Genomic DNA, 17,953 nt, shown 5'->3' with positions numbered 1-17,953 from the left:
CGGATCGCTCCCGACGTTTTGAGAATTTAAAAAAGAGGGCTGTTTATGCTCAATATTGGAGAATATAATACATTGGTTGTCGCTAGGAATACCGATCACGGTATATACCTTAAGGACAGCGAGGGCGAAGAGGTTTTGTTGCCCAACAAATTTGTGACCGAGGAAATGGTTGAGGGCGTAAGCCTTGACGTGTTCGTGTATACGGACTCGATGGACCGTCCGGTGGCCACTACGCGTAAACCGCTTGCGGTGGTGGGCGAGTTTGCGGCTTTGTATGTTAAGGACGTGACGAAATTCGGAGCGTTTCTGGACTGGGGTCTTGAAAAAGACCTGTTCGTTCCTTGGCGAGAGCAAAGCGAGGAAATGGTGGAAGGCAGAATGTACGTGGTGCGGATTTGCCTTGACCATCGTTCCGGAAGGGTGATCGGCGTCAGCAAGATCCATTCTTTTATCGATTCGGATACTTCTGAGTTGGAATCGGGGCAGGAAGTGGACCTTATGGTGTACAAACGCACCGAGATGGGTTACTTGGTGTTGGTGAACCAGCGCTATTCCGGCCTCGTGTATCACAGCGACGTGTACGGAACGCCGTGGATCGGTGAGCGTCGCAAAGGGTTTGTGAAAAGAGTTCGAGAGGACGGCAAGCTTGATATTTCGTTCGGCAAAAAGGGGTACGACCAAGTGGAAGACTCCAAGGACGTGATTGTGGACGCCCTGATCAAAGCCGGCGGGAAGTTGCCTTACCACGACAAAACCGACGCTGAGACCATTCGCAAGGTTTTTAAGATGAGTAAAAAGAATTTCAAAAAGGTTATCGGAAGCCTGTACAAGGCCGGTTTGGTAGAGCTTAGCGACAAGGGAATCAAGCTGGTTGTGTAACCGTAATTCGTGACCGCATATTTCTACAACAAAAAGATATCGCTATGCCAATGTCGGTGAACGCCCTTAGGGTGGGCAAACGCTACAGACTGAAAAATTTTGGTGAGGAATCGGAATTTGAGGTGTTGGAGATTTTTGAGGACGACGATTGCCGAGTGAAAGATATTTATTCTTTGGAAGAGTTTCGCCTGTCGGATCTGACCCGTTATGGTGTAGGAGCCGATTACGATTTGGAAGAGGCTTAGTATTCCGGAGGTTTTTCAAAAACAAAACAAGGCTTGCCAGACGGCGAGCCTTGTTTTTTGGGGGCATTCCGACTCATTTTTTCGTTTTGCCCGATTTTATCCTGCCGGGATTGTCTTCCAGAAAGGTTTTCCAGCTTTTCGCTTTCGATACCTGTTTGCCTCCTTGGTAATGATGGCAAAGCGCCACGCCCAAGGCGTCGGTGGCGTCGAGCATTTTCGGGATTTCGGGAAGCTTCAGCAGGCTGGCCAGCATGTTGGCTACTTGTTCTTTCGTGGCGTTGCCGTTGCCTGTTACGGACTGTTTCACTTTCCGCGGAGCGTACTCCGTAATGGGAATGTCGCGGGTAAGCGCCGCTGCCATCGCCACGCCCTGCGCCCGGCCGAGTTTGAGCATCGATTGCACGTTTTTGCCGAAAAAAGGAGCTTCGAGCGCCACTTCGTCGGGGTGGAACTCGTCGACGATGCTTTGTACCCGCTCGAATATTTTGCGGAGCTTAAGTTCGTGGCTTTTGTATTTGCTAAGGTGAATTACGCCGTATTGGAGCGTGGAGATGACTTTCTGGCCTTTGACGGTAATGAGGCCGTAACCCATGACGTTTGTGCCGGGGTCTATGCCCAGGATTATTTTTTCGGGAGGATTGTTCTTGTTTTTGCTTTCCTGGATGATATTCATGAATTGGGTGTGATTTTGTTAACTTGTGGCCGTCTTCGGGGATGCGGTTCCGTATTTTCCCTGCCGGGTTTTTAAGCAAGATGACCAATGTCGCAATATAGGGTAATTCGGGCGGAAAGGCTGGGTTTGTGGCTCAAATCCGAGGCGCTGAACGCGCTGGTGAAAGCCGGGCTGATGCTCGCGGCCTTGCTGTACCTGTTTGCCGAGCTTTCCGAAAGGGGAGCGGGATTGTTGGCGTTGCCCGGTGTTTTTACCTTTGGCGGATCCGTCTATGTTTTGGCATTGGTTGGGCTGATGCCCTTGAACTGGGCGTTGGAGGCTTTGAAATGGAAAGAGTCGTTACGGCCGGTGTCCCGATTAAGTTTCGCCGAGGCTTTTAAAGGCGTTTTGGCCGGTGTTGCCTGCGGAATTTGGATGCCTCAGGGTGCGGGCGCTTTTGTGGGAAGAATCGGTTTCTCGAAAAACTTGGGACGTCGTAGCGCATTGGTGCCTGTGGCGGTCGGTTCCGCTTCGCAAATGGTCTGGACGCTTTTGTTTGGGCTCTGCGCCTTAATTTATTGGGAAAGACAATCCGCCTTTGATTTTCCTTACGGGTATGCTTTTCTGGTTTTGGTGATCGTGTTGCTTTGCGTGTCTCCGTTTTTCGCCAAAAGAGCTTTTCCGAGACTGAAACTTTGGGCTCGTTTTCTGAAAGTTAACGCTACATGTCTGGCGCCGGAGTTGCTCGCCAGAGTGTTCGTTTTGGCTTTTGTCCGGTACGGAATCTTCTTTCTGCAATACTTGTTGGCCTTGTGGCTTTTCGGCGTTTCGTTGCCCGTGGAGGTGATGATGGCCGGAATCGCATGGGTTTTTCTGGCCAAAACGGTCTCGCCGACTTTCAACGCTTTGGGTGACGCCGGGATTCGGGAAGCTTCCAGCGTTTTGTTTTTCGGAATGTTTACGGAAAATGTGGCGCCGGTGGTTCAGGCCAGTTTGGTTTTGTGGGCGCTGAATAGGGTGTTGCCGGCTTTGGTGGGTTTATTTTTCTTAAGAAAAGGAAAATGGTTGTGATGTGGATATTTGCCGGCGTATTGTTCTCGCTGACTTGTTTTTATGCCGTAGGGCTTTTGGTTGTCCGCAAGAAATGGCTGGCCGTTGGCGACTCTCAAAAAACTTCTTCTGACGGCTTAAAGATAAGCGTTTTGGTAGCGGCCAGAAACGAGGAAAAATCGCTCGGGCGTTTATTGGAAGCTTTGGGCGGTCAGCAATTTCAGCCGGAGGAAATAATAGTGGTGAACGACCATTCGGACGACGCTACCCGAAGCGTGTTGGAGGCGTGGAGCGATCGTTTGCCGAATTTGCGGATTCTGGATAATATCGGACAAGGAAAAAAATCGGCGGTAGCTTACGGGGTTACGCAGGCAACCGGCGACGTGATTGCCGTTACCGACGCCGATTGTTGGATGGAATCGGTTTGGCTCGCCGGTTTGGCGGGCGGTTTTTCCGACGAAAAAGTGAAAATGGTTTGCGCTCCCGTTTATATTCAGCCCGATGGCGGTTTTTTGTCAAAAGCCCAGACTTGGGAGATGGCGGCTTTGGGAATGGTAGCGGGCGTAGCGATTAAATCCGGTAGTCCGCTCTTTTGCAATGCGGCGAATATGGCTTTTCGGAAAGATGTTTTTTTGGAAGTGGGAGGCTATGAGGGAAATGCCCATATTCCTTCGGGTGACGATGAATTTCTTTTACGAAAAATAAAAGAGTCGTATCCGGGCGGAGTGGAATATGTCGCTGGCGCGAATGTTCTGGTACGAACCGGAGCTCAGGAAAATCTGAAGAAATTTCTTTCGCAAAGAAGGCGTTGGGCGGGGAAGTGGAACGCCTCGGGTTTTGGGTTGACAGCCGTTGTGGCGCTTTCCGTATTGGCTTTTCATTTGATGAATTTGTCGGCTTACGCGTTTTCTTTTTCCGGTTTTTTGCCGTGGTGGCTGCTTGTTTCCCAACAAGCGGTTAAATTAGTGAGTGAGTATGTTTTCCTCCAGGTTTTCTTTTTCAATAAAGAGGATGTTCCTGGCTTTCCAAGCTTTATGCTCACGGGGATTTTGTATCCTTTGTATGCCGTGGTGGTCGGTTTTACGGCCAACAGGGGAGGCTACGAATGGAAAGGAAGAAAATACGAAGCGCCGAACGAAAAGGCTCGGCCGGTAAAAGGGTAGTCCGGTGGCTTGAATCGCCGTTTATCTTCAAAAATGGTTGGTCTGAATAAGTAAGTTGCCGGATGCGGGTTTGAACATCTAAATTAGGGTTATGACAGAAATCGAGTACGATATTCTTGACGAATTATATTTTCCGATATCTTTCCAAGCGCTCGCCGAAGAGTCAGGTGTGGCGGAACCGGAGCTGTCGGAAGTGTTGCCGGAGTTGGTTGGGAAAGGCTGGGTAAAGCCTCTCCGGACGCCGGACGAGGAGTTTGCCGACGATTCTTGGCGAGGAGGGCTCGCTTCTTGCTATTTTCTGGCAACGAAAGAGGGGCTAATGGAACACAATATGCGATAAGCATACGGAAAGGTGGGCGCTGGCGTTTTTCTTTAATACATTGAGAGTCCGGCTTGGCCGGGAAAATTTGGACAGATGGACATCGAGTCGGTTGAAAGCAAGTATAAGCTGAAGGAAATGGAGTTGAACGCCCTGCTGGAAATTACGCAGGCGATCAACAGCAATTTGCCCGAGCAGTCGCTATACAAAATATATGATTTTACCTTGAGGGCCAGTTTGAATATCAGCAAGCTGACGCTTTACGTAAAGGACGAGAAGTGGACTTGCAAGGCGAACTTCGGGACGGAGGCCGATTTCTCGGAAATCCCTCTTGACAGGGTGTTTTTGGACCGTCCGCACACCGGCCTGATCGACCATTCGATGTGCGAATCGGCTTTCGACGAGTTTGAGCAGGTGATTCCGATCGCTCACAAGGACGATATCTTGGCCTTTGTTTTCCTTTCTGGAAGAACCAATGAGACTGGTGAGGCGCTGTACGTGAACACCAACTTCGTGCAGGCTTTGAGTAATATCATCATTGTGGCCATTGAGAATAAAAAGTTGGCCCGCAAGCAGATGAAGCAGGAGATTTTCAACAAGGAAATGGAGATCGCGGCTAATGTCCAGAAGATGCTCTTGCCCGATTCGTTGCCGCAAAGCGGTTTCGTAAAAGTGGTGGCCGATTATAAACCGCACCATTCCGTAGGCGGGGATTATTACGATTTTATTCCTTTTGACGAAGACAGTTTCTTGATCTGTATCGCCGATGTTTCCGGCAAAGGTGTTCCGGCGGCTTTGCTGATGTCGAATTTCCAGGCTTCGTTGCGCACGATCGCCAGAAAGACGACATGCCTGAAAGAAATCGTGGCGGAACTCAATTTTCAGATCAAGGGAGCCGGTACCGATAATTTCATTACGTTTTTCATCGCTTCTTACGACCGCCGGACCAAGCTGTTCAGTTATGTGAATGCCGGGCATAATCCGCCTGTTTTGTTTGATGGCAAAGGACATATCCAGTTGTTGAAGGACGGGACTACTGTTTTGGGCTTCTTCGATCCGTTGCCGTTTCTGAACGAGGGCACGATTTCCGGACTTGAGGATTTTACTCTGTTCTGCTATACGGACGGCCTTACCGAATGCTTTGACGAAGAAGGCGTGGAGTTTGGTCAGGAGCGTTTGGTCAGTTACCTGAATGATAGCGCGAAGTTGGAGCTAAAAGAGATGCATACGGGGCTGTTGGGCAGTGTGAGAGAATTTGCCGGCCACGACAAATGGAGCGACGATATTACGTTGCTGACTTGCCGGGTGGGTGGATAAATTAATTTCGAGCCTGCCATATATGAAAACCGGAGTTCGCCAAAGTGGCGGGCTCCGGTTTTTTGTTGATTTTTGCGAATGCCCCGTTTCCGGCCGGAAGCTTTTTTATATTTGCCGCATGATTATACCGCTTAGAACCCCGAAGTTGTTGAAAAGGCTGATGCCTTCGTGCGTATGGGATATCCCGACCGAAAAGAACGAGATCTATCTCACTTTCGATGACGGACCGATACCCTGCGAAACGGAGTTCGTTTTGGACGAATTGGATAGGGTTGGGGCCAAGGCTACTTTTTTCTGGGTTGGGGATAATGTGAGAAAACATCCGCAAGTTGCCAGGAAGGTGGTGGAACGGGGACATTCTGTCGGTAACCACACTTTTCATCATGTAGTAGGCTGGGGGATGAGTGTTGAGAAATACTTGGAAGAGGTTAGGCTTTGTGACGAAATTATACGTGATGTTACAGGTTTGGAAACGCGTCTTTTCCGTCCGCCTCATGGGAGAATAAGCAGAGGTCAACTGAAGGTTTTGAAAACCATGAAAACGGTGGTGATGTGGGACGTGCTGACAGTGGATTACGACGCTAGGCTTTCCCGGAAGTTGTGTCTTTCCAGGTCTTCTCGTTTGACTCGTCCGGGTTCGTTAGTGGTGTTTCATGATAGTGTGAAAGCAAAAAAAAACTTGCGTGGCGTGTTGCCTGAGTTTTTAGATTATTTTGCGCTTCAAGATTTCGGGTTTCAATTGCTTGATATGTAATATTCACTTTTGGGTCTTGATTTTATTTTTGCAATTGACTTGTTTTTTTGCTGAATTGGCAATTTTTGTCTTTTCAAAGCCAGTGAATTAATGATATGATATTTTTGTCGGGAACGATGTCGTGTGGGAGTCTTTTTTTCTTTTTTGCCTTAGTCTGCCTAATTTATTATTAAATGAAGTTGAATTTCCTTTATTTTGTGAGAATTGGCGATGTTGCCGAAGCTAGCGAACCATGACGCTGGCTTTCGTGTGTTCGTTATGAGAATGAATTTATGGACGCTGCAAACCGGCGTTTTTTAAGCGGTAAAGACAGGTAATTATGATGGAGTTGATTGACACGCACGCGCATGTTTTCAGTAGGAAATTCGAGTCGGATCTGGATGAGGTGATCGGGCGTTGCAAGAGCGAAGGGATTTCCAAAATACTGATGCCCAATATCGATGAAGAATCGGTTGAAGCGATGCTTGATGTTGAACGTCGCTATCCGGATTATTGCCTGCCCATGATGGGGATTCACCCTTGTTCCGTAAATGAAAATTGGAAAGATCAGGTCTCTTTTGTGGAAAAGACGCTTGGCGAGCACAAGTATTACGCCGTAGGCGAGATAGGGATAGACCTTTATTGGGATAAAAGCACTGAAGGTATACAAGTGGAAGCCTTGCGTGCGCAAGTGGAATTGGGCAAGTCATCGAATTTGCCGGTGGTGTTGCACTGTCGGGAGTCAATAGACCTGACAATAGACGAAATCGCAAAAGCGCAAGACGGATCTCTTACCGGTGTCTTCCATTGCTTTAGCGGAGATGCGGAGCAGGCCAAAAAGGCGTTGGACACTGGTTTATACTTGGGCATTGGTGGGGTGAGCACTTTCAAAAACGGAGGTTTGGACAAAGTTTTGCCTGATGTGCCCCTCGACAAAATATTGTTGGAGACCGACGCTCCTTATTTGGCTCCGGTACCGTTCCGGGGCAAGCGCAACAGTCCCGAATACTTGCCGTACATCGCCGGCAAGATCGCCGAATACCAAGGGGTGGAAGTAGGTGAAGTGGCTAGAGTTACTACGAAAAACGCAAACAAACTTTTCGGATTGGAATGAGAGAGGCAGGAAAATACAGGATAACAAAAATTGTTACAAACCCGAAAAGAAGGCCCAAGGCCAATGTTCTTATTATATATACCGGCGGAACGTTGGGTATGGTTAAGGACGAGTCGGGCGCTTTGGTTCCGATGCGTTTTAACGAGATTGTGGAGCGTGTTCCGGAGTTGAGCGAATTGGATATTTTGATGACGGTGATCTCTTTTCCCGTTTCTCTCGATTCGTCGAACGTAGGGCCGAAGGATTGGGCTAATATCGCGGTGATAATCAAGGAGAATTATCAGCAATATGACGGTTTTGTGGTGTTGCACGGCACCGATACCATGGCGTATACCGCATCTGCCGTAAGTTATATTTTGCAGGGATTGAACAAGCCTGTGATTTTTACTGGTGCGCAACTGCCCATGGGGGCTCGCCGTACTGACGCACGGGCGAATTTGCTGACGGCTTTGGAGATTGCGAAGTCTAAGAAAAACGGTAAGCCAAGGGTTCCCGAAGTCGGTATATTTTTCGACTACAAACTGTTTCGGGGCAATAGGGCGCAAAAGGAAAAAAGTAGCCTTTTCGCAGCTTTCGAGTCGGAAAATTACCCGCCATTGGCGCGGACCGGAATCACGATTGATTACAATTCCGACGTGATCATGCCCTATAACCCTTACGGCGTTATCAACTTCAATACGGCGTTCGATTCCAACGTGTTGGTTTTGAGGTTATTCCCTGCTATATCTAAGTCTGTGGTTAGTAATGTGTTGCGTGTGCCGGGCTTAAGGGGTGTTGTGCTTGAAAGCTTTGGCTCGGGTAACGCTCCGACTGACCCGTGGTTCATTGAGGAATTGGAAGCCGCCGTTAGCCGAGGGGTCGTCATCCTGAACGTTTCGCAATGCGCCGGCGGCAAGGTGTTGCACGGACGCTACGCAACCAGCGCCCAGCTCGACGGAATAGGAGTAATTAGCGGCCGGGATATAACAACCGAAGCGGCGGTGACGAAAATGATGTACTTGTTGGGTAACCTTAACGATACTGAAAGTGTCAAGAAATGGTTGCAAGTGCCCCTATGCGGAGAAATGAGTTAAATGAAGAACTTAGTTTAAAAAATCTCGGGGTTCTTGCATATCGGGATTTTTATTGATTTATTTGTGGACATGATCAATCCCAGTTAGGGTGATTTTTTAGAGAGGTGACCGAGTGGCTGAAGGTGCTCGCCTGGAAAGCGGGTGTACCCCAAAAGGGTACCGGGGGTTCGAATCCCTTCCTCTCTGCAACTTTTTTATGTGTCACGAAAAAGAAAACGGTAGAATAGCAGGATTTATCTAAAAACTGAACTATGAAAAGGTTATTTGCTTTATTGATGGTTGCCGGGTCATTGACTTTCGGTGCTTCGAATTTGGCGCTTGCGCAGGACGAGGCCGCGGTTGCTACAGAAACACAAACTGATACTACAGCTGCCGAAGAGGTTGCTCCCGCTACTGTTGACGTGCAGGAGTCTACCGCAGCTGAGGAAGAGGCTGTTGCCGCTCCTGAGGAGGCTCAAAGCTTCCGTTACGCTATCAAAGAGAAATTCATCGAAGGTGGCGCCGAGTTTATGGGAATCGTGTTGTTGTGTTTGATCATCGGCTTGGCCGTTGCTATCGAGCGTATCATCACTTTGAACCTTGCGACTACTAACACTAAGAAGTTGTTGCAGAAAGTTGAGGACGCTTTGAGTCAAGGTGGAGTTGAAGCCGCTAAAGAAGTTTGCAAAAATACTCGCGGACCTGTAGCTTCAATCTTTACTCAAGGTTTGATGCGTTACACTGAAGGTATCGAGATGGTTGAGAAGTCGATCATTTCTTACGGTTCGGTTGAAATGGGACGTATGGAGAAAGGTCTCGTATGGATCTCACTCTTCATCTCATTGGCTCCTATGTTTGGTTTCATGGGTACTGTAATCGGTATGATCGGTGCATTTGACGCTATCCAGGCTGCTGGTGACATCTCTCCAGCTCTCGTAGCCGGTGGTATTAAAGTTGCCCTTTTGACAACTGTTGCCGGTCTGATTGTGGCCGTTATCCTCCAGTTGTTCTACAACTACTGCGTATCTAAAGTTGACTCTTTGGTTAACGACATGGAAGATGCTTCAATCTCTTTGGTTGACATCCTCGTACAGCACGAGTTGACTAAGAAGTAATTCTTAGGTCAGTTTATTTTCCTTATGTCTAACCACTAAAAAGAGACAAAATGGATTTTATCGATATTGGACTCAACGCGGCGTATATCCTGATCGCTCTCTGCCTTTTGGGCGCGATCGTATTGCCACTTATTAATGCGATGAGCGACCCCAAAGGTCTTTTGGGCGGTTTGGTCGGTTTGATTGCGCTTGCCGTGATCTTCGGACTGGGCTACAGCTTCGCTGGCAATGAGGTGACTGCCGTTTACACTAAAGCGGGTGTTGATGCGTCAGATTCTCAGCTCGTTGGAGCTATGTTGAATACAACTTACGTATTGATCGCCCTTTCGTTTATCGGAATTGTTTTCACTTGGGTACACGACCTTATTAAATAAACCGGAGCTATGAAAAAAAAGAGACAGGCCGCCGAAGTAAACGCCGGATCCATGGCGGATATTGCGTTCTTGCTCTTGATCTTCTTCTTGGTGACTACCACCATCGCTTCGGATAAAGGTATTCCATTGAAACTTCCTCCTAAGCTCGATCAGGATCAGCCGGATATCAAAAAGAATGACCGTGACATCTTTAAGATTTACGTGAACTCTGCTGACCGTATCCAGGTTGAAGACGAGTTATGGACCAAGTCTATTGACGATATGGTTCCTGATCTTAAAAAGTTCGTTCTGAACTATGATAAGGATCCTAAATTGTCGGTAAGCCCAGTTAAGGCCGTTGTGTCGTTTAAGACTGACCGCGGTACCAGCTATAAAACATACATCGAGATTTTGGACGTGTTGAACCGCGCCTACAACGAGATGTACGGTTCTAGAGTAGGGCTTACGGCTGAGGAATTCCGTAATCTGGACTTGAAGAAGCCCAAGGACAAAGCTTTGTACGACAAAGCAAGAAAAGATTTTCCTAAAAACATCTCTATCGCTGAGCCAAGTAGCGCAGGAGGTAACTAAAAAGAGGAGAGCAAATGTCAAAGTTTAAGAAGAAAACTAGTGCTAGTCAGGAAATTCCGACTTCGGCCTTGCCTGACATTATCTTCATGCTTTTGTTCTTCTTCATGGTTACAACCGTGATGCGTACTGACGATATCTTGGTAAACCAGCGCTTGCCACAAGCCACTGAGCTTAGCAAGATTGAGAAGAAATCACTGGTAAGTTACATCTATATCGGTTCGCCTAAAGACCAAGATAAGTATGGTAGCGAGCCGAAAATCCAGCTCAACGACGTATTGATGGAGCCTGAGGCTATCGTTCAGTACGTTAACACTGAGAAGGATAAGCTTCCTGAAGTGGACCGTAACAGGATCACAATGTCAATGAAAGTTGACTCGGACGCTAAGATGGGTATCATCAGTGATGTGCAGGAAGAACTCAAGAAAGCGAGTGCCCTCAAGGTACTTTACGCTTCTACAAAGAAGGTTAGTCTTTAAGAATAACTTTCTGATAAAAATTCAAAGCCTGACCTACTCGGTCAGGCTTTTTTCGTTTATAACTTTTTTGTCTGAATCAGCTTGAAGCTTATATATACTACACGTGAGCGTATGGAATTCAGGTTGATTAAATTGGTAATGGTTTTGGGTATTGCCTTACAGATGTGGTTAGTGTCGATAGGTAATGTTGCCGACCCTGAAGTGAACTGGGAATACATCAAGCATATACTAAGTATGGACCTGGTGGAAGGCGAGGGATATAAGACACGGGCGATCCTAAATGAGAGTTTTCAGAAAATAGCATATATATCGATAATCATATTGGAATTTGCGTCAGCTATTCTGTGTACGGCAGGGAGTTTCCTAATGTTTTTAAATATTCGGAAAGATGATTCCCGAGGTCGTCAAATAGCCGGTTACGGACTGTTGGTTGTCATTTTTCTCTTTTTTGTCTGTTTTTATGTGGTTGGCGGAGAGTATTTTCAGATGTGGAGAGCCAAGGGATGGGACGCAAGGCAGGTGGCGATGTGGAACTTAACGACAGCGTTGCTTACGGCTGTGGCTCTCAAAATTCCCGATAAACGTATCTGAAACCATGTAAGGAATTGCGTGTTGCATTAAGTAAAAATCAATACTGTATGCGACGGCTGAATTTATTCTGGATAATATTGCTCCTGATGTCGGTGGCCTGTACCGATAATGATGAGGAGAACGCTCCAATGGTCACTTTGCTGTATAACGGGAAAGGAGGAACGGTAAAGGTGCTTCCCGATGAAGATATAACGATACAAGTAGGGCTTATAGGGCGCAAGATTAACAGAATAGAATTAACAAAAACGGAGCTGATACCTAAACCCGATGGAGGGCATGAGGAGGTGACGACGAACTTGAGTATCGGTAATTTTCACTTTCCGCTAACGGACCCTTCTGAGATCGAAGCATTTTTACAGAATTCAACTCATGACGCTGAATTGGGAAAGTTGACCTATCGGACCACAATCAGGTTGTTCGCCCAGAATTCAGATGATAATACCGCATCGACTATTCTTGTATTTGATGTTACGGAATATCCGGAACTCAGGACAGGGCAGTTTGTGTTAGGTTCGGCTTCGCAAAACCTCTCGGATCCCAGTTACGTTTTCTTTGCCCCGGGTAACCTTATCCGTTATCGATTTGATGCGGTCGAGGCCGATAAGTCGGATTTGGGTTATGTTTATACAGAGTCGATAAATAATAAGGCAACGGTATTTTCTCCGGATTGGGGAACGGCAACAAGCGGAGAAATCGAGCAGGGCACACAAAATTGGGCGACACGAAAGGAAACAAGGTTTGTAAGAACCGATCTAAGCCAAGCCGATTTTGATAATGTGACGACAACTCAAGGCTTGAGAGAGCTTTTTAGGTCAAAAGATTATAACCCTGACTTAGCTGCCGTTAATCAATTGCAGGAAGAAAGTAAGCCGGTGCTGGCGGTTCGTTTGTCTGACGGACGAATTGGGCTGTTGTTGGTGGACGAAATCTCGGGAACCACAGCTGGACGAACCACAATTATGTACAGATTGGAGGGGATGTCAGAATAAGGAAGGGAGAGTGTGGTTTGTGCTGGAATAAAAATGGGGACGCTAGGTCCCCATTTTTCAGTCACTTTTATTTTTCGTTTTTCCGTCTTTTCAGTTCTTGCTGAATCAACTTTAATTCTCTGCCCGTCTGTCCGGCTACGGAAGTGTTTTCCTCCGCTCTCCTGAAAAGGTATGGCATTGTTTCTCTTACTGGACCATAAGGAACGTATTTGGCTACATTAAAGCCCGCTTCAGCCAAATTATATGAAATATGATCACTCATGCCATAAAGCTGAGCGAAGTAGAATCGAGGGTCGGTTTGCGAGAGATCGTTTTCCTCGATAAGCCCAGCGAGTAACTTATTGCTCGATTCATTATGCGAACAACAAGCGACCGAAACGAAATCCCTGTGTTCAAAGCACAAGCGAATACCGTCGTCAAATTGTTTGTTGGTGGCTTCGTGGTTTGGCATAATCGGGTCCGCATAACCTTTTTCTTCGGCGCGTTCCCTTTCTTTTTCCATATAAGCGCCTCGCACCAGCTTCGCCCCGAAGTAGTATCCGTCTTTTTCAGCTTTGGATACGGCTTCAGACAACCTTTCCAACATATTTGTGCGGTACATTTGGAAAGTATTGAAAACGATGGCTTTTTTCCGGTTGTGTTTCTCCATCATCTCATACACCAACATGTCGATAGGTTCCTGATACCAGCTGTCTTCCGCATCGATAAACAGCCTGACGTCGTTATCATGGGCTTTGGTGCAAATTCTGTCGAAGTTGTTCCGGATTTCTTGGAATTCTTCCCGCTCCGCCTCGGTTAAGGGCTCTTTGAGCTGGATCTTTTCCATCAAAGTGGCCGAACCGATTCCGGTTGGTTTGAATACGCAAAACGGCATGTGGTCGTTGTCCTTAGCGAGGGCAATCGTCCGGAGAACTTCTTCGACTGTATGCTTATGACTTTCCTTGCTGTCCGCACCTTCGACCGAGTAATCCAGTATTGTCCCAACGCCAAACTTGCCCAAAGTCTCGATAGTGGACTGGCTGTCAGTGATGGAAACGCCGCCACAGAATTGGCGGAATAGCGTTTTACGAATTATCCCTTCGATAGGAAGGTGTAATTTCAGCGCCAAATTGATGCAAGAAGTACCGAATTTCACCAATGAAGGGCTTTTCATGGATGAAAACAGGAAATAGGCTTGCTTTAAATCGTTATTTGATTTGGGGGAAAAAGCAATTTTAGTATTTTCGAAGTTCATGATCGCCAGTTGATTCATAGGTTTTAGGTTAAGTTGTTAGATGTGTCTGTCCGGTGGGTGAACGAACAGGGTTTGTCGCTGAGTTACTGGGCGAAGATAACTTTCCAGCTAACCTAATCTAGTGAAATTTTATCAATTTACCATAGTACCATGCAGATCGAACCGTTAAAAAACTGGGGTGTCGCCGAGGACAAACCCTGGGTGATTTCGGGCCCATGCAGTGCCGAAACCGAGGAGCAACTCACAGAGACAGCCCTCGCCTTAGTTGAAAAAGGAGTAAAAACTATCCGCGCGGGCGTGTGGAAGCCGAGAACTCGCCCCGGAACTTTTGAAGGAATTGGGAAAGACGCTTTGGGTTGGATCAATAATATCCGCACCCAAGTTCCCGAGGACGTGAAGTTCGCAGTGGAAGTAGCCACGGCCCAGCACGTGGAGCAGGCTTTGGAAGCCAAAATCGATGTTCTTTGGGTAGGTGCCCGCTCATCAGTGAACCCGTTTACCATGCAGGATATTGCCGATGCCCTGCGCGGAGTGGATGTTCCTGTGTTGGTCAAAAACCCGATTAACCCAGATCTCGCATTGTGGATTGGCGCGATGGAGCGTATCGCAGGTGCGGGAATTACTAAAATTGGAGCTATTCACCGCGGGTTCTCTTCGCATAAGAAGACCCGTTTCCGTAATATCCCGTCTTGGCACCTTGCGTTGGAACTCAAGCGCGAGTATCCTGAGTTGCCGATGATTTGCGACCCTAGCCACATTGCCGGCGACAGCGCCCTTATCGCTGAGTTGAGCCAAAAGGCTATGGACCTCGATTTCGACGGACTGATGATCGAGTCGCACCGCGACCCGGCTAACGCTTGGAGTGACGCTAAACAGCAGGTTACGCCCGACGTTCTTTCGGAGATTGTCGAAGGACTTAGCATTCCTACCGCTAGCTCTGGAAACGTAGAGTTCAACTCTCAACTTACTGAGCTTCGCGAGCAGATTGACCAGCTTGACCGCGAACTTTTCGATACGCTTGCCGAGCGTATGAAAGTGGTGGATAAAATCGGAAACTACAAGCGCGACAATAACGTGACCGTTTTCCAGATGCGCCGTTGGGACGAGATCCTCAAGACGCGTTCGGATTGGGCCAAAGAACTTGGCTTGAACCAGGACATGATGTTCGAAGTGTTTACGCATATCCATGAGGCCGCCGTACGTCGTCAGATGGATATTTTGGAAAAGAAAGAGGCGGGAGTTTAATCCAGTCCACGACATATTTGTGAAATACAGGAAGCCCCGTGAAATGGCACGGGGTTTTCCCGTATATATGACTCAACAGACAAATTCCGAGATTATGTTACCTGATAACGTAAGGATTGTTGATAACCCTTCAGTGGCGCTGAGAGCGTTTTTGGATGGGCGGAAGTACACAAAAGTGGCCTTGGTGGTGGACGAAAACACCGAAAGGGACTGTTACCCTTTGGTGAAAGGCGCCTTGCCATCTCATGTTTTGGTGAAAATCCAAAGCGGGGAAGAAAACAAGAACCTTTCTACTTGTACCGATATCTGGCGCGCGCTTACCGACGAGGCTTTTGATAGAAAAGCATTGGTCGTGAACCTAGGCGGTGGAGTGATTGGTGATATGGGCGGTTTTTGTGCTGCGACATATAAACGCGGAATTGATTTCGTTAACCTGCCCACGACTTTGCTTTCGCAAGTAGACGCCAGTGTTGGTGGAAAGTTGGGGATCGATTTTGAAGGATTCAAAAACCATATCGGTGTTTTCCAAAAACCCCAAGCCGTTCTTATCTCTTCTGAATTTCTGAAGACTTTACCTTTTCGTGAAATCCGTTCCGGCTACGCCGAAATACTGAAGCACGCTTTGATTGCGGACGCCAGTCATTGGGAGGAACTGAAAAGTCTGGATTTAAAAACCGCCGATTGGGCGACAGTAGTCGAGCATTCCGTTGCGATCAAAAGCAAAGTGGTGACCTCGGACCCAACAGAAAAAGGATTAAGAAAGATCCTGAACTTTGGACATACGATCGGTCACGCTATCGAAACCTTCTATTTGGATAGTCCCGACGGACGTTTGTTGCATGGCGAAGCCATTGCGGCGGGAATGATCTGCGAAAGCTATCTTTCAGTGAAGAAGTTGGGATTGGCAGAAGAGGTGCTTGAAGATATCGTTAGTGAAATAACGGAAGCGTACGGATTGCACGAAATTCCGGAAGCGGATTTTGAAGCTATTGCCGACAATACTCTTCAGGATAAGAAGAACGAGGGCGGTGTGGTAATGGCCGCGTTGCTTGAAACTTTGGGGAAAGCCACATTCGACGTGGCTTTGGACAGGGCCGAGATACTCGATGCCTTGAGGTATTACGCCGGTTTGCCGGTGAAAAGATAAAAATAGCCTGACTCAAAGAATCAGGCTCCCCAGTCAATGTTGGGTGTTGGATTAATGCCTTCTCTTGGGCCGATCGTGGCGTTCCTCCTCGTAGTCCCGTCTTTCCGCTCCGTAATGTTCCCCACCTTCGGGCTCCATTCGGTCATGGTGCGGTGGCGGACAGGAGTGACGGCATTTCTTCTTCCAATGGCAGTACGCTGCCACACCGGCGCCAATGATACCGCCAAGTGCCAAGCCAGCGACCAAGTACTGGGTAGTTCTTTTCTCCATATGATGGTGTAGTAATTTTTCTTTGATCAGGTCGGCGCTGAGCCCGGCCCGGTCTGAATGACATTTATACTTGCGCATAGTTGGTATGAGTTAGGTCCCTTTCCTCTACTGGAATGGAACCCCGGCTGTGTAAGAAATGTTTGGCTTTTCAACCACTGACTTGTGAACGATAAAATCGAATTGACCCTTGCGAAAACGCCTTCGCTCAGGCCTGCGGATATTCCGTTGCCGGCATCGAAGAGCGAGAGTAACAGGGCGCTAATCATAAATGCCTTGGCCGGAGGCGATGGTTCTTTGACGAACCTCTCGGCCGCGCGCGATACTCGGACTATGCTCCGTTTGCTATCCAGCGAAGATCATGTTCTTGATGTCCGCGATGCGGGCACTACCATGCGCTTCCTGACCGCTTATTTGGCCGTAAAAGGCCAGAAAGCCACGCTTACGGGAACGCCCAGAATGTGTGAACGCCCTATAGGAACATTGGTAGACGCGTTGAATGAACTGGGCGCCAGCTTATCATACAAAGCGGAGGACGGATATCCGCCACTGGAAATTGACGGTGATTTTGAGCAAAAAACAGATACTCTGAGTATCCGTGGCGATGTTTCCAGCCAATATGTATCGGCTCTGTTGATGGTGGGGCCTGTGTTGGAGCGTGGATTAACATTGCGATTGACCGGCAAGATCGGGAGCAGGCCATATATCGAAATGACTTTGGCTTTGATGCGGGATTTCGGGGCGAAGGCTTCTTTTGTTTCCGATGACACGATTAAAGTTGAGCCCGTGCCTTATAAAACCTCTGGTTTTGCGGTTGAGTCGGACTGGTCGGGAGCTAGCTATTGGTACGCTTGGGCCGGCCTTGCGGATGTTGCCGAGTTGAAACTGTTGGGGCTGAAGAAGAACTCTTTGCAAGGCGATATCCGCATTGCGGAGATAATGTCGGAATTGGGCGTAAAGTCGGTTTTCGAGGAAGATGGGGTCTGTTTGGTGAAAGTCCCTGTTGGGAATCCCGGCAGGATCGACTTTTCGGATTGCCCGGATTTGGCCCAAACAGTGGCCACTTACTGTGCCGGGGCGGGAATTGACTGCGAAATGGTCGGTTTGGAGAGTCTTCGGATCAAGGAGACGGATCGGATTGTCGCTTTGCAAACCGAATTGGGTAAGATCGGAGCGACGATAGAAGAGCCCGAAGTTGGTTTGTGGCGATTGAAATCGGACAAAAACTGGGCTGAGTGGGAGGACGAGTTAGTTTTTGATACTTATGACGACCACCGCATGGCAATGTGTCTTTCTGTTTTGGCTAGTAAAAAAACGATTACGGTGAAGGAGCCCGGTGTGGTGGCCAAATCGTACCCGAGTTTTTGGGAAGATATTGAAGGGGTCGGCGTTGAGCTGTCTTAAGTTTTGGTGCAAAATAC

The 17,953-nt window shown here is 47.9% G+C and carries 21 protein-coding genes and 1 tRNA gene; 19 read left to right on the top strand and 3 right to left on the bottom strand.

Annotated elements, in window-relative coordinates; all coding sequences use genetic code 11:
• The first annotated feature begins 45 nt into the window (after nucleotides 1-45).
• Both AABK39_RS15040 and AABK39_RS15035 read left to right on the top strand, forming a co-directional pair.
• Nucleotides 46-879, top strand: a complete 834-nt coding sequence (locus tag AABK39_RS15040) for a CvfB family protein (protein WP_338392164.1) — start codon at nucleotides 46-48, stop codon at nucleotides 877-879.
• A 44-nt stretch (nucleotides 880-923) separates the two neighbouring features.
• On the top strand, nucleotides 924-1,124 hold the full coding sequence (locus AABK39_RS15035) for a hypothetical protein (RefSeq protein ID WP_338392163.1): 201 nt from the start codon (nucleotides 924-926) through the stop codon (nucleotides 1,122-1,124).
• A 73-nt stretch (nucleotides 1,125-1,197) separates the two neighbouring features.
• On the opposite strand, the gene ruvC is transcribed toward AABK39_RS15035, so the two are convergent.
• Nucleotides 1,198-1,797 carry a crossover junction endodeoxyribonuclease RuvC gene (ruvC, locus tag AABK39_RS15030; RefSeq protein ID WP_338392162.1) on the bottom strand — a complete coding sequence of 200 codons (600 nt, stop codon included), beginning with the start codon at nucleotides 1,795-1,797 and terminating at the stop codon, nucleotides 1,198-1,200.
• A gap of 87 nt (nucleotides 1,798-1,884) precedes the next feature.
• Here ruvC and AABK39_RS15025 point away from each other — a divergent pair, with 87 nt between their 5' ends.
• The 14 genes from AABK39_RS15025 to AABK39_RS14960 all read left to right on the top strand — a co-directional run bounded on the left by AABK39_RS15025 (nucleotide 1,885) and on the right by AABK39_RS14960 (nucleotide 12,639).
• Complete coding sequence (locus AABK39_RS15025; RefSeq protein WP_338392161.1) at nucleotides 1,885-2,847, top strand: hypothetical protein; 963 nt, start codon at nucleotides 1,885-1,887, stop codon at nucleotides 2,845-2,847.
• A complete protein-coding gene (locus tag AABK39_RS15020) occupies nucleotides 2,847-3,989 on the top strand; it encodes a glycosyltransferase (protein WP_338394693.1) in 1,143 nt (380 codons plus the stop codon). Before AABK39_RS15025 ends, AABK39_RS15020 begins: the two co-directional genes overlap by 1 nt.
• A 91-nt stretch (nucleotides 3,990-4,080) precedes the next feature.
• Entirely contained in the window at nucleotides 4,081-4,329 is a 249-nt protein-coding gene (locus tag AABK39_RS15015) for a hypothetical protein (protein WP_338392160.1), read from the top strand.
• Nucleotides 4,330-4,404: 75 nt separating this feature from the next.
• The gene (locus AABK39_RS15010) at nucleotides 4,405-5,625 is read left to right on the top strand and encodes a PP2C family protein-serine/threonine phosphatase (RefSeq protein WP_338392159.1); all 1,221 of its coding nucleotides are present in this window, start codon (nucleotides 4,405-4,407) and stop codon (nucleotides 5,623-5,625) included.
• A 118-nt stretch (nucleotides 5,626-5,743) separates the two neighbouring features.
• Nucleotides 5,744-6,379, top strand: coding sequence for a polysaccharide deacetylase family protein (locus AABK39_RS15005; RefSeq protein ID WP_338392158.1), 636 nt, complete (start codon nucleotides 5,744-5,746; stop codon nucleotides 6,377-6,379).
• A 319-nt stretch (nucleotides 6,380-6,698) separates the two neighbouring features.
• The gene (locus AABK39_RS15000; RefSeq protein ID WP_338392157.1) at nucleotides 6,699-7,472 is read left to right on the top strand and encodes a TatD family hydrolase; all 774 of its coding nucleotides are present in this window, start codon (nucleotides 6,699-6,701) and stop codon (nucleotides 7,470-7,472) included.
• Nucleotides 7,469-8,545, top strand: a complete 1,077-nt coding sequence (locus AABK39_RS14995; RefSeq protein ID WP_338392156.1) for an asparaginase — start codon at nucleotides 7,469-7,471, stop codon at nucleotides 8,543-8,545. The genes AABK39_RS15000 and AABK39_RS14995 overlap by 4 nt, the downstream gene beginning before the upstream one ends.
• Before the next feature lie 98 nt (nucleotides 8,546-8,643).
• Nucleotides 8,644-8,731 (top strand) — tRNA-Ser (locus tag AABK39_RS14990).
• A 65-nt stretch (nucleotides 8,732-8,796) separates the two neighbouring features.
• Nucleotides 8,797-9,639: a MotA/TolQ/ExbB proton channel family protein gene (locus AABK39_RS14985; protein WP_338392155.1), complete on the top strand. Its 843-nt coding sequence runs from the start codon at nucleotides 8,797-8,799 to the stop codon at nucleotides 9,637-9,639.
• 50 nt (nucleotides 9,640-9,689) lie between these two features.
• The gene (locus AABK39_RS14980) at nucleotides 9,690-10,013 is read left to right on the top strand and encodes a hypothetical protein (RefSeq protein ID WP_338392154.1); all 324 of its coding nucleotides are present in this window, start codon (nucleotides 9,690-9,692) and stop codon (nucleotides 10,011-10,013) included.
• A gap of 9 nt (nucleotides 10,014-10,022) precedes the next feature.
• Nucleotides 10,023-10,583 (top strand): ExbD/TolR family protein, encoded by a 561-nt coding sequence (locus AABK39_RS14975; RefSeq protein ID WP_338392153.1) that lies wholly within the window; start codon nucleotides 10,023-10,025, stop codon nucleotides 10,581-10,583.
• Between the two features lie 14 nt (nucleotides 10,584-10,597).
• Nucleotides 10,598-11,059, top strand: coding sequence for an ExbD/TolR family protein (locus tag AABK39_RS14970; protein ID WP_338392152.1), 462 nt, complete (start codon nucleotides 10,598-10,600; stop codon nucleotides 11,057-11,059).
• Between the two features lie 111 nt (nucleotides 11,060-11,170).
• Complete coding sequence (locus tag AABK39_RS14965) at nucleotides 11,171-11,650, top strand: DUF2165 domain-containing protein (protein WP_338392151.1); 480 nt, start codon at nucleotides 11,171-11,173, stop codon at nucleotides 11,648-11,650.
• Nucleotides 11,651-11,697: 47 nt separating this feature from the next.
• Nucleotides 11,698-12,639 (top strand): hypothetical protein, encoded by a 942-nt coding sequence (locus AABK39_RS14960; protein WP_338392150.1) that lies wholly within the window; start codon nucleotides 11,698-11,700, stop codon nucleotides 12,637-12,639.
• 67 nt (nucleotides 12,640-12,706) lie between these two features.
• Here AABK39_RS14960 and AABK39_RS14955 read toward each other — a convergent pair whose 3' ends face one another.
• On the bottom strand, nucleotides 12,707-13,891 hold the full coding sequence (locus tag AABK39_RS14955; protein ID WP_338392149.1) for a proline dehydrogenase family protein: 1,185 nt from the start codon (nucleotides 13,889-13,891) through the stop codon (nucleotides 12,707-12,709).
• A 132-nt stretch (nucleotides 13,892-14,023) separates the two neighbouring features.
• Between AABK39_RS14955 and AABK39_RS14950 the strand changes: the two genes are divergently transcribed.
• Both AABK39_RS14950 and aroB read left to right on the top strand, forming a co-directional pair.
• A complete protein-coding gene (locus AABK39_RS14950) occupies nucleotides 14,024-15,118 on the top strand; it encodes a bifunctional 3-deoxy-7-phosphoheptulonate synthase/chorismate mutase type II (protein WP_338392148.1) in 1,095 nt (364 codons plus the stop codon).
• Between the two features lie 94 nt (nucleotides 15,119-15,212).
• Entirely contained in the window at nucleotides 15,213-16,265 is a 1,053-nt protein-coding gene (gene aroB / locus AABK39_RS14945) for a 3-dehydroquinate synthase (RefSeq protein WP_338392147.1), read from the top strand.
• Nucleotides 16,266-16,316: 51 nt separating this feature from the next.
• On the opposite strand, the gene AABK39_RS14940 is transcribed toward aroB, so the two are convergent.
• Nucleotides 16,317-16,613 carry a hypothetical protein gene (locus AABK39_RS14940; RefSeq protein ID WP_338392146.1) on the bottom strand — a complete coding sequence of 99 codons (297 nt, stop codon included), beginning with the start codon at nucleotides 16,611-16,613 and terminating at the stop codon, nucleotides 16,317-16,319.
• An 84-nt stretch (nucleotides 16,614-16,697) separates the two neighbouring features.
• Between AABK39_RS14940 and AABK39_RS14935 the strand changes: the two genes are divergently transcribed.
• A complete protein-coding gene (locus tag AABK39_RS14935) occupies nucleotides 16,698-17,936 on the top strand; it encodes a 3-phosphoshikimate 1-carboxyvinyltransferase (protein WP_338392145.1) in 1,239 nt (412 codons plus the stop codon).
• Nucleotides 17,937-17,953: the final 17 nt, after the last annotated feature.

Origin of the sequence: Fulvitalea axinellae (assembly GCF_036492835.1) — a bacterium.
Lineage (GTDB): Bacteria > Bacteroidota > Bacteroidia > Cytophagales > Cyclobacteriaceae > Fulvitalea > Fulvitalea axinellae.
Note: the sequence above shows the minus strand (reverse complement) of the source record. Positions and strands in the feature narration are given on the sequence as shown.

Coding starts and splice junctions, on each gene's coding strand:
- AABK39_RS15040 (WP_338392164.1), top strand. CDS start 46: ATGCTCAATATTGGAGAATATAATACATTGGTTGTCGCTAGGAATACC.
- AABK39_RS15035 (WP_338392163.1), top strand. CDS start 924: ATGCCAATGTCGGTGAACGCCCTTAGGGTGGGCAAACGCTACAGACTG.
- ruvC (WP_338392162.1), bottom strand. CDS start 1,797: ATGAATATCATCCAGGAAAGCAAAAACAAGAACAATCCTCCCGAAAAA.
- AABK39_RS15025 (WP_338392161.1), top strand. CDS start 1,885: ATGTCGCAATATAGGGTAATTCGGGCGGAAAGGCTGGGTTTGTGGCTC.
- AABK39_RS15020 (WP_338394693.1), top strand. CDS start 2,847: ATGTGGATATTTGCCGGCGTATTGTTCTCGCTGACTTGTTTTTATGCC.
- AABK39_RS15015 (WP_338392160.1), top strand. CDS start 4,081: ATGACAGAAATCGAGTACGATATTCTTGACGAATTATATTTTCCGATA.
- AABK39_RS15010 (WP_338392159.1), top strand. CDS start 4,405: ATGGACATCGAGTCGGTTGAAAGCAAGTATAAGCTGAAGGAAATGGAG.
- AABK39_RS15005 (WP_338392158.1), top strand. CDS start 5,744: ATGATTATACCGCTTAGAACCCCGAAGTTGTTGAAAAGGCTGATGCCT.
- AABK39_RS15000 (WP_338392157.1), top strand. CDS start 6,699: ATGATGGAGTTGATTGACACGCACGCGCATGTTTTCAGTAGGAAATTC.
- AABK39_RS14995 (WP_338392156.1), top strand. CDS start 7,469: ATGAGAGAGGCAGGAAAATACAGGATAACAAAAATTGTTACAAACCCG.
- AABK39_RS14985 (WP_338392155.1), top strand. CDS start 8,797: ATGAAAAGGTTATTTGCTTTATTGATGGTTGCCGGGTCATTGACTTTC.
- AABK39_RS14980 (WP_338392154.1), top strand. CDS start 9,690: ATGGATTTTATCGATATTGGACTCAACGCGGCGTATATCCTGATCGCT.
- AABK39_RS14975 (WP_338392153.1), top strand. CDS start 10,023: ATGAAAAAAAAGAGACAGGCCGCCGAAGTAAACGCCGGATCCATGGCG.
- AABK39_RS14970 (WP_338392152.1), top strand. CDS start 10,598: ATGTCAAAGTTTAAGAAGAAAACTAGTGCTAGTCAGGAAATTCCGACT.
- AABK39_RS14965 (WP_338392151.1), top strand. CDS start 11,171: ATGGAATTCAGGTTGATTAAATTGGTAATGGTTTTGGGTATTGCCTTA.
- AABK39_RS14960 (WP_338392150.1), top strand. CDS start 11,698: ATGCGACGGCTGAATTTATTCTGGATAATATTGCTCCTGATGTCGGTG.
- AABK39_RS14955 (WP_338392149.1), bottom strand. CDS start 13,891: ATGAATCAACTGGCGATCATGAACTTCGAAAATACTAAAATTGCTTTT.
- AABK39_RS14950 (WP_338392148.1), top strand. CDS start 14,024: ATGCAGATCGAACCGTTAAAAAACTGGGGTGTCGCCGAGGACAAACCC.
- aroB (WP_338392147.1), top strand. CDS start 15,213: ATGTTACCTGATAACGTAAGGATTGTTGATAACCCTTCAGTGGCGCTG.
- AABK39_RS14940 (WP_338392146.1), bottom strand. CDS start 16,613: ATGCGCAAGTATAAATGTCATTCAGACCGGGCCGGGCTCAGCGCCGAC.